Source organism: Trichocoleus sp. FACHB-90, from assembly GCF_014695505.1.
Lineage (GTDB): Bacteria > Cyanobacteriota > Cyanobacteriia > Cyanobacteriales > FACHB-T130 > Funiculus > Funiculus sociatus.
Genome location: NZ_JACJOK010000019.1, coordinates 1 through 15,343, shown reverse-complemented (window position 1 = coordinate 15,343; position 15,343 = coordinate 1). Strand labels below are relative to the sequence as shown.

Annotated in this window: 13 protein-coding genes; 10 read left to right on the top strand and 3 right to left on the bottom strand. The window is 44.9% G+C overall.

Annotated elements, in window-relative coordinates; genetic code table 11:
* Positions 1-6 precede the first annotated feature (6 nt).
* The gene (pyrH, locus tag H6F74_RS04940) at positions 7-735 is read left to right on the top strand and encodes a UMP kinase (protein WP_190419023.1); all 729 of its coding nucleotides are present in this window, start codon (positions 7-9) and stop codon (positions 733-735) included.
* Positions 722-1,270, top strand: a complete 549-nt coding sequence (frr, locus tag H6F74_RS04935; protein WP_190437172.1) for a ribosome recycling factor — start codon at positions 722-724, stop codon at positions 1,268-1,270. Before pyrH ends, frr begins: the two co-directional genes overlap by 14 nt.
* A 98-nt stretch (positions 1,271-1,368) precedes the next feature.
* Here the strand turns inward: frr and H6F74_RS04930 are convergent, their stop codons facing one another.
* Positions 1,369-1,542, bottom strand: coding sequence for a family 2 glycosyl transferase (locus H6F74_RS04930; RefSeq protein WP_190419019.1), 174 nt, complete (start codon positions 1,540-1,542; stop codon positions 1,369-1,371).
* Between the two features lie 570 nt (positions 1,543-2,112).
* On the opposite strand from H6F74_RS04930, the gene H6F74_RS04925 reads away from it, so the two are divergent.
* The 4 genes from H6F74_RS04925 to H6F74_RS04910 all read left to right on the top strand — a co-directional run bounded on the left by H6F74_RS04925 (position 2,113) and on the right by H6F74_RS04910 (position 8,399).
* A complete protein-coding gene (locus H6F74_RS04925) occupies positions 2,113-3,246 on the top strand; it encodes a geranylgeranyl reductase family protein (RefSeq protein WP_190437170.1) in 1,134 nt (377 codons plus the stop codon).
* A 124-nt stretch (positions 3,247-3,370) separates the two neighbouring features.
* A complete protein-coding gene (locus H6F74_RS04920) occupies positions 3,371-4,246 on the top strand; it encodes a tetratricopeptide repeat protein (protein ID WP_190437168.1) in 876 nt (291 codons plus the stop codon).
* A gap of 114 nt (positions 4,247-4,360) precedes the next feature.
* Complete coding sequence (locus tag H6F74_RS04915) at positions 4,361-4,810, top strand: NADAR domain-containing protein (RefSeq protein ID WP_190437166.1); 450 nt, start codon at positions 4,361-4,363, stop codon at positions 4,808-4,810.
* Positions 4,811-5,099: 289 nt separating this feature from the next.
* A complete protein-coding gene (locus tag H6F74_RS04910; protein WP_190437163.1) occupies positions 5,100-8,399 on the top strand; it encodes a GAF domain-containing protein in 3,300 nt (1,099 codons plus the stop codon).
* Positions 8,400-8,556: 157 nt separating this feature from the next.
* Here the strand turns inward: H6F74_RS04910 and H6F74_RS04905 are convergent, their stop codons facing one another.
* Positions 8,557-8,856 carry a 30S ribosomal protein PSRP-3 gene (locus H6F74_RS04905; RefSeq protein ID WP_190437161.1) on the bottom strand — a complete coding sequence of 100 codons (300 nt, stop codon included), beginning with the start codon at positions 8,854-8,856 and terminating at the stop codon, positions 8,557-8,559.
* 102 nt (positions 8,857-8,958) lie between these two features.
* On the opposite strand from H6F74_RS04905, the gene H6F74_RS04900 reads away from it, so the two are divergent.
* The 4 genes from H6F74_RS04900 to H6F74_RS04885 all read left to right on the top strand — a co-directional run bounded on the left by H6F74_RS04900 (position 8,959) and on the right by H6F74_RS04885 (position 11,911).
* Entirely contained in the window at positions 8,959-9,828 is an 870-nt protein-coding gene (locus tag H6F74_RS04900) for a TIGR01548 family HAD-type hydrolase (protein WP_190437158.1), read from the top strand.
* A gap of 272 nt (positions 9,829-10,100) precedes the next feature.
* Entirely contained in the window at positions 10,101-10,574 is a 474-nt protein-coding gene (locus H6F74_RS04895) for a peptidoglycan-binding protein (protein WP_199295435.1), read from the top strand.
* A gap of 41 nt (positions 10,575-10,615) precedes the next feature.
* Complete coding sequence (locus H6F74_RS04890; RefSeq protein WP_190437155.1) at positions 10,616-10,783, top strand: hypothetical protein; 168 nt, start codon at positions 10,616-10,618, stop codon at positions 10,781-10,783.
* A gap of 81 nt (positions 10,784-10,864) precedes the next feature.
* Complete coding sequence (locus H6F74_RS04885; protein ID WP_190437152.1) at positions 10,865-11,911, top strand: WD40 repeat domain-containing protein; 1,047 nt, start codon at positions 10,865-10,867, stop codon at positions 11,909-11,911.
* A 353-nt stretch (positions 11,912-12,264) separates the two neighbouring features.
* On the opposite strand, the gene H6F74_RS04880 is transcribed toward H6F74_RS04885, so the two are convergent.
* Entirely contained in the window at positions 12,265-14,685 is a 2,421-nt protein-coding gene (locus H6F74_RS04880; RefSeq protein ID WP_190437149.1) for a sucrose synthase, read from the bottom strand.
* Positions 14,686-15,343 lie beyond the last annotated feature (658 nt).

The window sequence follows — 15,343 nt, the reverse complement described above, 5'->3', positions numbered from 1 at the left end:
GTCTGCATGGGGATAACTTATCGACGAATTTTACTCAAGCTTTCCGGTGAAGCTTTGATGGGCAACCTGGGCTACGGAATCGATCCGATGGTGGTTCAGGAAATCGCGACCCAAGTCGCAGAAGTGGTGGCAAGTGGCGTTCAGGTAGCTATTGTCGTGGGTGGCGGCAATATCTTTCGCGGCGTGAAAGCAGCATCGGCGGGGATGGATCGGGCGACAGCAGACTACATTGGCATGATTGCCACAGTGATGAATGCGATGACCTTGCAGGACTCTCTAGAGCAAATTGGGGTGCCAACGCGAGTGCAAACCGCGATCGCTATGCAAGAAGTTGCAGAACCTTACATCCGGCGGCGTGCTATTCGCCATCTCGAAAAAGGACGGGTGGTGATTTTTGGGGCTGGATCGGGAAACCCCTTTTTCACCACCGACACCACAGCTGCCTTGCGAGCAGCGGAAATTGATGCGAATGTAATTTTTAAGGCGACTAAAGTAGACGGGATTTATGATTCTGACCCCAAGCTGAACCCGCAAGCTCATCGCTATCAGAGCATTACCTACGGACACGTTTTAGCTAACGATCTGCGGGTGATGGATAGTACAGCGATCGCCTTATGTAAAGAAAACAATATCCCGATTATGGTGTTTGATTTATCGGTTCCGGGAAATATTCGCCGAGCCGTTATGGGAGAATCTGTCGGAACAATTGTCGGAGGTTTTTGTGAAGTTATCTGACGCTGAAAGCAACATGAAAAAGGCAGTTGAATCAACTCAACGGTCTTTTAATACCATTCGGACGGGACGAGCCAATGCTAGTCTCCTCGACAAAGTAATTGTGGAATACTACGGTTCCCCAACTCCTATCAAATCCTTGGCAAATATTAGTACGCCGGATGCGACTACGATTACAATTCAACCTTTTGACCGTAGCAGCCTAAACTTAATTGAAAAAGCCATTTCGCTGTCGGATGTAGGCTTAACGCCAAACAACGATGGCTCCACGATTCGGCTGAATATTCCGCCATTGACAAGCGATCGCCGCAAAGAATTGGTGAAAATAGCAGCCAAGTATGCCGAAGAAGGCAAAGTCTCTATTCGCAACATCCGCCGCGATGCCGTTGACTCGATTCGCAAACAGGAAAAAAATAGTGAACTTCCCAAGGATGAAGCGCGAGATTTGCAAGAAAGCGTTCAGAAGTTGACTGACAAGTACATCGCCAGAGTTGACGAACTGCTAGCCGAAAAAGAGAAAGATATCACCACTGTTTAAAGTCATTAGTCATTAGTCATTAGTTATAGTGAAGGACTAAAGACTAAATTTAATTCGTCAAAAGTTCTAGCAAAAAACTAAGGACTAAAGACTAAAACTTATGCAGGCACAAACACTTGTCCATCTACACTCGGACGGACAAGGTAGGCAACGTGCATGGGGTAGCCTTGGGAATAAATCGCATCCACGTACCGCAGGGCAGTTTCTCGGTTCGTGCAGGCGCGTAAAATTTTCTCGTTACCGTTGGCGTATTGGATGCGTACTTCCCACATAAGTCTTGACCTCACAGTAGTAAATGCACAACTTTATCTTGTTTTTAATTTTATGAAGCTTTCATGAACCAATCCTATAAATTATATGCAATTTTGCACTCAGTGGAATTGATGAATTAATTAAAGATGGCGATCGCGTAGTCTATCGGCAAGTTTAAGAGCAATTAATCGCTTACGTAGTTGAAAACACGGAATTGATTGGGCAAATAAAAGCACAATATAATATCCAAACAGCGATCACTATGCTCAAAAGCTTGAAAGCATTAGATTGTAGGCTTTTTACTGGAACGGGGAAATTACACAAATAGCCAGTTAGCACCCAAAGCAACTAAGCTTTAAACCAGTGAGTACAAGAGTCAGGATGGGAATTCCATTGCGTGCCAATATACTCCCACGGGCTAAGCCAACCAAGTCTGCGTAGGCAGGCTAAAATTCTTAAGACCGTGCAGGCGATATTTGCTTGCCTAGCATCGGCCTTTTAGAGTGTCCGAAAGTGGGATGCACCTATGAGAATCTAAATTCTCCTTCCAGCCTCAAATTCAAGTGCGTTCAGGAGCAAAAATTAATACGATGTTTGACTGTATTATTGTCGGCGCTGGCCCAGCAGGCGGAACCGCAGCTTATCACTTAGCGAAGCGGGGACGCTCAGTTTTAGTTATAGAAAAAGAATCTCTGCCTCGATACAAACCTTGTGGAGGTGGCGTTTCGCCAGCAGTTGCCGAGTGGTTTGATTTTGACTTCTCCCCCGCCATTTCCCTGAAAGTGAACACGATTCGCTGCACATGGAATATGAAAGATCCGGTGGAAACAGAACTGAATACGCCAGAACCAATATGGATGGTGCGGCGAGACGTTTTTGACCACTTTCTTATCCAGCAGGCGCAGCAACAGGGCGCAGAACTTAGAGACAATACGGAAGTGACGGGAATTGAGTTTAAGAACGACGCTTGGCAAGTCAACACGGCAAACGGCCCGGTACAAGGTCGTTATTTAATTGCTGCCGATGGAGCCAAAGGGCCAATGGCTAAGTGGCTGGGCTTTAAAGAGCGCAAACGCCGTCTGGCTGGCGCTTTGGAGGCAGAACCAAAGGCGCAAGTAGAAAACGGTCACATCGCTCATTTTGAATTTGGGATGGTCAAAAATGGCTATATCTGGAATTTTCCCAAAGCCGACGGCTATTCTATCGGGATTGGCAACTTCCGAGGCAGCGACCCGCAAGACTTTAAGAGCCTCCTAGCTGAGTATGCCACGCTGTTTAATGTTGATGTCAAAACCAGCAAGCAGTACGGTCATCCTTTGTGCTTGTGGGACGGCGATCAAAAGCTGCATACCCAAAATGCAGTTTTAGCTGGAGAAGCTGCTTGTGTCGTCGATCCGTTTACGGCTGAGGGAATTCGTCCCTCGATGTTTAGCGGTTTGAAGGCAGCAGAAGCAATTGATAAAGCTGTGGGAGGCGATCGCAATGCTTTGGAAGGATACACCAATGCGATCGCTCAAGAATGGGGATCTGATATGGTGTGGGCGCAACGTTTAGCAGGAATTTTCTACAGAATTCCTGGTATCGCTTATAAAGTTGGTGTTAAGCGTCCCGGTGCTGCTGAAAAAATGGGTCAACTGCTATGCGGGGAAAGCCGTTACTCAGAAGTGGCTGATCGTGCCATTAAGCGACTGAGTAAGAGTATGATCCCCGGTATGGGCGGCTAATTTTTTTTTTGCTGTCGTATTTTTTATGGCTGATGGTTTGCTAGGAACTATCAGCCATAAACCATGAATAATTTCAATTTGTTCTTGTGTTATATTGGGGCTTTCCTCTAGAAACTCGATAGTTATGTCTTCTAGGACTGCAAATTTATCCAGGTTTGGGCTTTCGATTGCGGTAGCCGGATTCGTAGGCTTCCTGATGGTGGGTTGTGGCAACCCACAGGCTGATGCCAAAAAGTATGTAGACTCAGGAAATGCTCTTGTTGAGCAAGGCAAATTATCGGAAGCGATCACTGACTACAATAAAGCAGTCGAAATTAATCCCAAAGATGCAGAAACTTACGATAAATTGGGAACTGCTTTGGTTCAAGAAAATAAGTTACCAGAAGCTACAGAAGCTTTTAAAAAGGCTATTGAAGCAAATCCAAAAAAAATAGAATTGTATAGTAAGTTGGCCTTGATTCAAGTCAATCAAAAGAAATTAGATGAGGCATCGGCTACTTTTCAAAAAGCCCTTGAAGTTGACCCTAAAAATGCAAAAGTTTATAATAATTTAGGATTTATTCAAGTCAACCAAGGGAAAATACCTGAAGCGACTGATTCTTTCAAAAAATCTCTAGCAATTGACCCGAATAATGCCAAAACTCACAAAGACTTGGGAGTTGCTTTAGGTGTCCAAAACAATTTAAAGGAAGCAACTGCTGCTTTTAAAAAATCAATTGAACTTGACCCAAAAAGTGCGGATGCACACTACTTTTTGGGGATTGCTTTAGTCAAACAAGGAAATTTGCCTGAGGGAGTTGCGTCTCTGAAAAAGGCGACGGAAATTGAGCCTAAAGCAGCACAAGCTTACTTTAACTTAGGGTTGGCTTTAGATCAACAAGGTAAGAAATCTGAGTCAATAACAGCTATTAAAAAGGCTAGAGATTTACTCAGAGAGCAAGGCAGAACTCAGGACGCTGACAAGATCGATGAAGGATTGAAGGCGATGGGACAGAAGTAAAAAGCCTGTGAGATAAAAGGTAATAAAAACTGGAAGATAGTCTTGGGAGACTTGGGACAAAAAGGGTTGCTTTCTTTGTCCGTGTCTCCCCAATCCCCAATCCCCGATTAGCAAATGACGATTTACTTTTACAAGGTTGACGATCCCTATGGATGTTTTTCCAACTTTTCTCCTCATTGCATTCATCTGCTGGGGCAAGACTGGGCGACAGTAGAGCATTACTATCAAGCGCAAAAATTTGTTGGCACCAAGGATGAAACTTTAATTTTAGAGATTGCCAGCGCCAAGACACCAATGCAAGCAGCAACATTGGGACGCGATCGCACTCGCCACATCCGTCCTGACTGGGAAAGCCTGAAAACCGAAATTATGCGCGAAGCTGTGCTTATTAAGTTTCTCACCCATTTAGATATTCAGTCTATTTTGCTTTCTACAGGCGATCGCTTACTTGTCGAAGATTCCCAAATCGATTATTACTGGGGCTGCGGTAAAGATAAAACTGGTCAAAATCATCTAGGCAAAATTCTGATGAGCGTCCGCCAAGAAATTCGGCAACGTTTGTAAAAAAGGTTTTTTAAAATATAAATATTGCAATCTAGATTTTCTTTAAAACAAAACTAACTATTTATTTTTATCTATAATTTTCCTGTCTTCGCCAGTAATTATTGTATTTTACTTTAGACGTAGCTATCTTACAAGAACTTTATTAAAATATATTAATATTCCGTTTAATCTTAAATTTTTGATAATTTCAATAGTTTCACTAATGTGCTAAAGCGCTTTTCAGGCACAAAATAGACATATACGACCAAAAGAAAAAATTAAAAAATAATAGGCGTGGTGGATAAAGCGAATGGAACTCAGTAATAATACGCAGAATATGCCCTCAAAAATAGAACAAGAAGGGTTACTGCATCGAATCACGAACCGGATTCGGCAATCTCTAGAATTGCAAGAGATATTAATATCAACAGTTGCCGAGATCCGTTCATTTCTAGAAACCGATAGAGTCAAAGTTTATCAGTTTCATGCTGATGGTAGCGGGCAAGTTATTGCTGAGTCGATTTATAACAACCGCCTGCCGTCCCTGCTGGGGTTGAATTTTCCAGCCGATGACATTCCTCCCCACGCCCGCGAAATGTTTATCAAAGCCAGAGGGCGTTCAATTGTGGATCTTGCCACAGGGAAGATTGGGATAAGTCAACTGGATTGTCCCCAAACTGGTATTCCTTTGGAGACGCAAGGTTTTTACTATCGCGAAGTAGACCCTTGCCATATTGAATATCTCACAGCAATGGGGGTGCAGTCTTCCTTCGTGGTGCCGATTTTACAGTACGACGTACAGGCACACAAAGTACAGCCGCAACTGTGGGGATTATTAGTGTCTCACAACGCCCAAACACGTACTTTTTCCGAAAGGGAATTGCAAATTGTGCAGTTAGTGGCGGATCAAGTTTCAATTGCGATCGCGCAGTCAAATCTCCTCAGACGCGCTCGCGAACAAGCAATTATCGAAGCCAAGATTAACCGAGTAGCAACCCTGCTGCATACACTACCATCGATTGAGGTGCAACAAGCTCTCATAGAAACCGTTGCCGCCTTTAAGGGTTCCGGTGGCAGACTTTACATAGCCGCAGAAAACCCCAGCTTTGGAGGTAAACAGTTTACCTGTGGCGCTCAGCCGATGCTAGTAGGACTCAAGAAAGATTCCCTGCTCGAAGAGAGTCTTGTATGGCAGCAATACTTTAAATTACAAGATCCTGCCTGCAATAGCCCGGTAGCAATTAGGGATATATATAAAGAACCGGGGCTGCGAGTGCTAGCAGCAGCATTCCGCCCGACAAAGATTCGAGGCATGATCGTTATACCCCTGGAGTATCGTCAAGAGTTTCTTGGTTACTTAAGCGTATTTCGAGATGAAATTGAAAAGGAAACTTTGTGGGCGGGACGTTTTGATTCCGATGACCGACAGTGGCAACCCCGGAACTCGTTTGAAGCTTGGCTAGAGCTGAAAAAAGGTCAAGCTTGCGAGTGGACAAAAGAAGACATTGAACTGGCTGCTGCCTTAGGCAATCACTTCGCAATGGCAATTGAGCAGTATGAACTGTACAGGCAGGTGAAGACTCTGAATACTAACCTGGAGTGTCAGGTACAGGAGCGCACACAACAGTTGCAACAATCGTTGGATTTTGCCAAAGTCTTGAAGCAGGTTACAGATCAAATTCGTAGCACGCTCGACTTACAGACCATTCTAAAAAGCATCGTGCGAGAAGTCCGAGAATTGCTAACCACAGATCGAGTGGTGATTTACCAGTTCACCAGAGGCTACCAGGGGCAAGTGGTCGTAGAAGATGTGAAAGACAATGGCACCTCAATTCTCGGAGATATATATGACGATAAATGCTTTCCTTTAGACTACGCCTATCGGTACCAGCAGGGACGAGTTCGGGCTATTAACAACGTATTGGAGTCAGATTTAGATGCCTGTCATATAAAGTTTTTACAGAATATTCAAGTTCAAGCTAACTTAGTCGTGTCGATTAGGATGGGCGATCACCTGTGGGGACTGCTCATTGCCCATGAGTGCTTTAACACGAGGATTTGGCAGGAGGCTGAAATAGAGCTACTGCAACAGCTGGCAGATCAAGCAGCGATCGCTATTCAACAAGCCGAACTCTACCAACAAAGTCGTGCTGCTGCTGACATTGCCACCCAAAAAGCTCAACAACTAGAGCAAGCTGCCGAACAACAGGAAGCATTATTTGCGGTTGTTACCAAAATTCGAGAATCCCTTGACCTGGAGACAATTTTCAAGGCAACAACTACTGAAGTTCGACAACTGCTAGAAGCCGACCGAGTAGCTGTATTTCGCTTATATTCAGCCTCTGGTTCGGAGAATGATGAATTTGTTTCAGAAGACGTGTTGCCAGAGTTTAAGCCGGTTTTAGGGACGAAAGTTTACGATCGTCATTTTTCTGAACACTATGCTCACCTCTATCAACAAGGTCGGATTCAGATAGTTGATGACATCTACAATGCAGGCTTAAATGATTGTCATGTCAAGCTTCTAGAGCAATTCCAAGTCCGAGCTAACTTGGTAGTGCCGCTCTTGAAAGGGGAATTACTGTGGGGACTGCTATGTATCCATCAATGCTCCCAACCCCGGCACTGGGATGCCTCCGCTATTGATTTTGTCAACCAGATTGCTGCTCAACTAGGCATAGCTATACAGCAAGCTGAACTCCTAGCTCAAACCCAAGAGCAGACAGAACAACTTTCTTGTACTATCAAAGAACTACAGCAAACCCAAACTCAGCTGATTCAGACAGAAAAAATGTCAAGTTTGGGACAGCTGGTGGCGGGTGTAGCTCACGAAGTTAACAATCCGGTCAATTTCATTTACGGGAATCTGGCTCACGTTGGTGAGTACGCACAAGATTTGCTGGATCTGCTGCATCTCTACCAGCGGCGTTATCCCCATCCTGACTCTGAGATTCTCAAGCTGCAAGAGGAAATTGATTTAGAATTTCTGGCTGACGATTTACCCAAAATGCTTTCCTCGATGAAGGTTGGGGCGGATCGCATTCGGCAGCTGGTGCTGTCACTACGCAATTTTTCTCGCCTAGACCAAGCTGAAATGAAGCTGGTTGATATCCATGAGGGTCTAGACAGTACGCTGTTAATCTTGCAACATCGACTTAAGGGGAAGGGTAACGTTCCCAGTATTGAGGTTGTGAAAACCTATGGCGATTTGCCCTTAGTTGAGTGCTATGCTGGTCAGCTCAATCAAGTGTTTATGAACGTCATCAGCAATGCGATTGACGCTCTGGAAATGGGGACTCTTGATGTGGGACTGGCAGAAGAGTCTGCCCAATCAGCAATACCTACGATACAGATTAGTACCAAAGTGCGAAATGGCGATCGCGCACTCATTCAGATTTCCGATAATGGTTCCGGAATGCCAGAAGGAGTGCGATCGCAAATCTTCAATCCCTTTTTTACCACTAAGCCAGTTGGTAAGGGAACAGGTTTGGGACTATCCATCAGCTATCAAATTGTGGTGGAAAAACACGGCGGTGTCTTCCAGTGTTCTTCCCTACCAGGCAAAGGTACTCAGTTTTGGATTGAGATTCCCATCCAACAAGCAAATTAAAAATTTAGAGGGTCAGCATTTTAATAAACTGCTACCCTCTTAGGTTTTATAAACTCTGTTTGTGCAGAACCGATTAGCCCTATTCCTCAACTTATCGCGCTTCGGCAACTTCCGACAAAAGTATCAAACAAGAGGCTAATTCGCCTTTAGCTAACTCTTAGGCGCTACCTGTGAAGCCAACTTCCGGAAATTTCGCCTGAGCGTCAGCTATAGAACGGCGTTTGCCTTCGTCTTGCCAGTAATTAATTACTTCCGTGGCTTTGTTTAGAACCTCGACGCGCTCAACCTCAGAAATCCAGTGCTTGGCTTCCAGCTCATTTTTTAGCTGTTCCCAAGCATCGTTCCGAGGCCAGAAAAAGTAAGATGTTAGAGGGCTGGTGCCTTTGCCTACTACTTGGTCAACGGCTAATGCAACGTTCTCTTCCAGCCAGAGAACCTTTAAAATAAACCTCGACAATCACACCTCCAGGGAAGTCCCAGCCTTGTTGAATACTGTACAAACGACTATTCTACACCCTGGATATAGTGCATGAGCAAAAGATTATAAGGTGCGGTAAGAGTGGTAGAACAATCCAGTCCCAGTTTAGTTGTTTTTGATATTGACGGTGTAGTGCGCGATGTCGGGGGATCTTACCGCAGAGCGCTTGCTGATACGGTGGAGCATTTTACTGGCGGTGCCTACCGACCGACTCCAGAGGATATAGACAAGCTGAAGTTGGAAGGAATTTGGAATAATGATTGGGAAGCGTCGCAAGAGCTAGTTTATCGATACTTTGAGGCTCAGGGGACAAAGCAATCCCAAGAGAGCAATACCGCAACGCGATCGCAACTCCAACTCAACTACGACACTCTGGTTGCCTTTTTCCAGTCCCGGTATCGAGGGCCAGATCCGGAAAATTGGACAGGTTATATCTGCGATGAACCGCTACTCATGCAGCCAAGTTATCTAGAGGAACTGACAGCAGCAGGAATACCTTGGGGCTTTTTTAGCGGTGCTACCCGTGGTTCAGCGACTTATGTTTTGAGCAAACGCTTGGGCTTGAAGTCGCCATTGCTAATTGCGATGGAGGATGCTCCGGGAAAACCCGATCCTACAGGGCTGTTGGCAGCTGTACAACAGTTGGAACAGCAATTTTCCGTTAACCCCGACACGCCAGTTATTTATGTAGGGGATACGGTAGCTGATTTGTACACAGTAATACAAGCGCGTAAATGCGAAGCAGCTTCTAGTAAATCGCTTAAATCACAGCGGTGTTGGATTGGCGTGGGCATTTTGCCGCCACACGTTCAGAAAACCCAGGAACAAAGTGATGCCTATGCAGATGCTCTTAAGGCTGCTGGTGCTGCGGCAATTTTCAGCAATGTGCAGCAGTTAACTTCTGTGCAGATTCGGCAACTTGTAGATTCAGAACGTAGTAGTAGCGTTTAAGCATCTAATTTAGTGGGTATTCTTGGGGCTGAAAAGTTGGAAATGTAAGCTTTTCCAGCTTTTCAGCCCTGCATTTTAGCCGGGACGAGCTACTACAAATTACTGAAATTTCCAATTTTCAATTAATCACTTACTTGTAGGTAACGGTTCCTACCTCATCCTAATGGGTGAATAGTTAAGGTGAGATTAAATACACCTAACAGGGCGAAGGTGTACCTTGGCTCTCAAAACTACATTGGAAGAGTAGAAACACACCTCAAGGAACATTAATTATGCAATCTGCAAAAGAGTTTGAAGCCATGACTCCCCAAGCTGCTGCCGCTACTGCTATCCAAAAACCAGTTCTTCGCAGGGGTTCTCGCGGTTCCGCAGTGCTTGAATTGCAACAACTATTAGCACGCTGGGGATATTACGCCACTCCCTTTGATGAAGTCTTCGATGTGCCAGTAGAAAATGCCGTTAAAGCTTTCCAGCACCGCGTATTCTTAGTAGAGGATGGCATTGTTGGTGCTAAGACGTGGCAAGGTCTGTTCTCCGGCGCGCCCGTTGATATGCCTGTTCTACAGTTGGGAAGCCGTGGTGAGGCTGTCAAAACTGTTCAGAAAGTCCTACAGTTGAATTCTGATGGTATATTTGGCCCGATTACCCAGAATGCTATTAAAACTTTCCAAACTTCTCGTAACTTGGTAGCTGACGGAATTGTTGGTTCTCGCACCTGGTTCGAGTTGAGCAAGTTGCCTCACTAAGGGGATTAGGGAGTGGGGGAATTGGCGGAATTGTTTCTCCCATGTCTCCTGGTCGCCTCCAACCCAAAACTGAATATGGAACTTTTACAGGTAGCGATCGCTCTATAACTATAGGGGCGATCGCGCTTTTATTTCTGTATGAATCGGCTGTTTGTGTATCTATCTTTGGGCATAAAATCAGCACAATTTTTCCAGTACAGTTTTGCTGACCGCGTTTCCCCATGTATATTAGGAAACGACCAGAGAATTGATGTCTAACAATTCTTCCCGTTACTCGGTAATTAATTTTTATGTTCTCTGCTCAAAAAACAAAAACGATTATTAGTGTTATGGGTGTGGTTGCCACAGCGATCGCTACTGGCGTTATGATCCAACTTGGCGACATCAAGACACAAGCAGCCCCAACTGATACAGCTGTTTCAACAATTGCTGATTACTGGCGAAACGCTCAACTAGAACGCACCCTCAGAGGACATACCGATTGGGTAAACTCCGTCGTCATCACACCTGATGGGAATAATGTAGTCAGTGGCAGTTTTGACAACACAATCAGGATGTGGGATTTTTCCACAGGTCAGTTAATTCGCACCTTTAGCGGACATCCTAAACCTGTTTATGCGATCGCTATCAGCCCAAATGGGCAATTAATTGCCAGTGGTTCTCAGGACAACACAATTAAAATTTGGAATCTTGCCACTGGTGAGTTAATTCGCACCTTGAGGGGTCATGCTAGTTCAGTTTTTGGAGTTGCCTTCAGCCCCGATGGACAAACCATCGCCAGCGGCAGTAAAGACGACACAATCAAAGTTTGGAATGTTGGTACAGGCGAACAAATTTACAGTCTCACAGGGCATAGAAATTGGGTTGAAGCTGTTGCTTTCAGTCCCGATGGACAAACCCTCGCCAGTGGCTCTCAAGATAAAACCGTTAAAATTTGGAATCTTGCTACTGGTCAATTAGTTGGCAGCCTAAGCGGTCATTCAAATACAATTAATTCTGTTGCCTTCAGTCCAGATGGACAGACCATCGCCAGTGGAGCTTTTGACAAAACGATCAGAATTTGGGATCTTTCCAGACGTCGGCTGATTCGCACCGTTAGGGGGCATACAGACATGATTTATTCTGTTGCCTTCAGCCCCGATGGAAATACGCTTGCTAGTGGCTCGCAGGACAACACAATCAGAATTTGGGACTGGAAAACAGGGAGACAAATTAGCACTCTCTCAGGTGATTCAAGCTCGATTTATTCGGTAGCTATCAGTCCAGATGGAAAGTCTCTCGCCAGTGGTAGTTATGACAGAACTATTAAAATTTGGCGGACGCAGGGAATTAATTAAAAGGCAAAACTGAAGAACTATATATCGCGGTTCTGACCTTCGGCCTACCTTGGTAGGGACATGGCAATGCCCATTGGTGTCAGCTTAACGTTAGCTTGGCGGTTGTAGACGCGATAGCGGCTTCCCGTAGGGTAACCGCAGCTATACAAACAAAACCCGCCTGCGCGGGTTATAAGAATCTTGATCCGTTAGTCCGCGCAGGCGGACTTCGTTTTTGTAGCCGCGAATTCCATTCGCCAGGGCTTAAATTTACACCGATGGGCAATGCCATGTCCCTACAGATGTGTTGCACCCAACCCTTGAATCGTTGTAGTAGGCTGGCTAAGGTTCCAAGGGCCCAACCTACTAGCTTTTTATCGTTCCATATGCGCTGCTAACAACTTTTCCGCTCTTGGCTTGTAAATCAAATAGAACAATGCCTCAAGATAACGCAGCAAATCCTCCCGTTTTTCCTTAGAGGTAAAGTTCCAGAAACCATAGATTCGAGCTAGAGATAGCAGCTTGGTGGTGTGAATTTTCCACGTATAGGTGCTGTAAACTCGATCTATAGCCCGCGTAGAAACTTCATACCAGTAGTTAGGATTCTGGTCGCATTTGGAGACAAACTCCAGCATAATTTCTGCCATTTCTTCTAAGTTCGTCGGGTTAATGTAGAACCCGTTAAACTTATTCTGAATAATTTCCAACGGCCCACCAAATTGCGTGGCAAAAGTTGGTAAACCGGAAATCATTGCTTCCAAAATTGTCAAACCAAAGGCTTCAAACAAAGCTGGTTGAACAAAGACACCTTGACGATCAGCAATTACTCGGTAAATTTCACCAGAGTCTGTTTTCGAGAGGCGGACGGCTAACCAGCGAATTTTACCTTGCAAATTGTACTGTTCAATGATTTGGTAAAGCTTTTCAATTTCGTCGCGTTCTTCGTTGTCGCTGGAATCTTCAACGCGCAATTTACCTGCAACTAAAATTAGGTTGCAACGTTCTTGCAATGCTTCACTTTTACCAAAACATTCTGCTAAACCTGTGAGGTTTTTGATGCGGTCGAGACGCGCTATTGAGAAAAGAGGGCGTTTGCTGGGGTCATCAAGTTTACCAAAAGCTTGCTCTGGGTCTTCAAGGGTAAAGAGCAATTCGTCCAAGCGATCGCGATCGCTCATCACCCGATCTTCCATGCGCGAGTATGGAAAATAGTAACTCTCGTTTACCCCAGGCGGTACCACGTTGAACTTAGGACTATATAGCTCAATCCCGTTCACCACATGATACAAATCTGGCATGGTGAAACACTTGTAAGACTCATACTGTCCCACACTATCCGGCGTTCCCACAATTTCCTGATAGGTACTGCTGATGATAAAATTCGCCGCATTCATCGCAATCAAATCAGCGGTAAACTGTAGGGAAAAATGATATTTCTCATCTAAATCTTGCCAGTAAAGGTTACTGAAAAGATATTTTGATTTTTCCAGCGCGTGGGCAATGTTACATTGAGTTACTTTCAAGCGACGTGCTAACAAAAATGCAACTATGTTGCCATCAGTGTAGTTGCCAACTATCAAATCTGGCTTGCCTTGAAATTCTGCCAGCAGTTCTTTTTCTGAATCAATGGCGTAGGTTTCCAGATAAGGCCAAAACTCAAACCGGGAGATCCAGTTATTAGTCAACTTGGGATTAAATTCCCGCAAAGGCACCCGCAAAATCCAGGCATTTTCTGTGCCGTGAACTTTTTCTAAACGTTGGTTACACAGGGTGCCATCACTATTAGGAATCAGACGGCTGAGAATAATTACTTTTGCTTCTACACCCAGGACATCCAACCCAGCCAGGGTGATATCTTCTTGTAGTTGCTGTTCTAAGCTTTTAGCTTGGTCGAGGACGTAAACTACTTGTCCGCCAGTGTCCGGACGCCCCAAAACTCCTTCTTGTCCAAACCAACCATGAGCAGACACCAAGACGATCCGAAAGACCATCGGAATGCGGGAAACGAAGGCTTCTAGGGTTTGGTGATCGGGAGAGTCGATGAGTTCATCGAGGATTTCTAGAGTTTCCCGTACACGTCCGGCGGTGTTACCCCATCCGGGTTCAAAACCCAGGACTTGCAACTCATAGCGGAATTCTTCGTAAGGTTGCTCGGCTGGGCGATCGCTTACAAAGGCGATCGCTTTCTTGATCCCATCTGAGAGTTGTTGCTGCGATTTAATCCGCCCGTTGATCAGCAGTTGCAGTCCGTTGTAGGAGTGGACGCTAAGAAATTCATACAAACTCTCCAGCCATTGTTTGGGGTCTTGGAAGAGTTTGCTAGATAAATATCGGTTGAGATACTCCACCCCCTTCCCAATGTTTTTCGGGTCGCGGATTGTTGGGGTGTAGTCGTAAAACGGTTGAAAATCTAGTTCGAGGATATTGCCTTCGCTGGGATGGAAGCGGTTAACCAAGCGATCGCGCACATCCAGCAATTCCTGCACCGTCATCTGGTCTACGCTCAAATCTTCCGATAGCCGATACACTTCTTGAGAAGCAATCGTAGGACGGACAATCAGGCAAAAGTTTCCTTCCTCCTGAATAATTTCCTGGGTGTAATAAATCAGTTTTCCCAAATGGGAAGAGTGGTAAAAATGTTCCGGCTTCTGGTGCTTGGTGCAATATTCTCCAAACGCATTAACGATATCGTTACGCAGTAAGTATCGCTTTTCCTGTTGACGTAACTCGCTGATAAACTGACGGATATCACTTTTTTCATCACTGTCGAGAACGGCCTGGATCAGCTCTGACATGAAAACTCCAAATTGATGAATAGTTTTACAAGACTAAATTACATAATCCCATTGGTAGTCATCCTCCCTCTGGAGGATGGAGAGTAAGGACGTAGGCAGCACCCATATAGTTATAACACCTATCACAGAGTGTAAATTTTGCTACCAGTCCTAATACTGTTCGCATAGGGTGAGGGGGAGAGTTCCGCATACAGACTCTGGGTCATAGGGTTCGGTTAGAAGCTCAAAACACCGACGTTAGCGTAGGGAATGGAAACCACGGTTGTACGCGGGAGCATGGCGTTTGAACAACGGATGCTGTTGCTGTTTTATAAACCTGATTAGTTCGTAGAAATGGTTAAGTGATTACGAAACCCAACGAATTTATAAGTGTTGTTTAGTTTCACCTTCTTCAACCATTCCTTACTAGGGTGTAAAGGCTAAGAGCGTGTTTGAAAAGGTATTGTCTGTAACATTTCGCACTCAGAAATGCTTCTTTTTAACCCACATTCCGCACCCACAACTGTCACATAGACAGTGGCTTTAAGTGTAGAAGTGAATCATAGTTCAAATATTGAGTATAAATACTCAGTATTTATATATTAATGAGAATCAAGCTCATAATTTGCATCCAATGGCGACTCCTTATGGCAGTTTTCCCTAAATACTGGCGACCCAA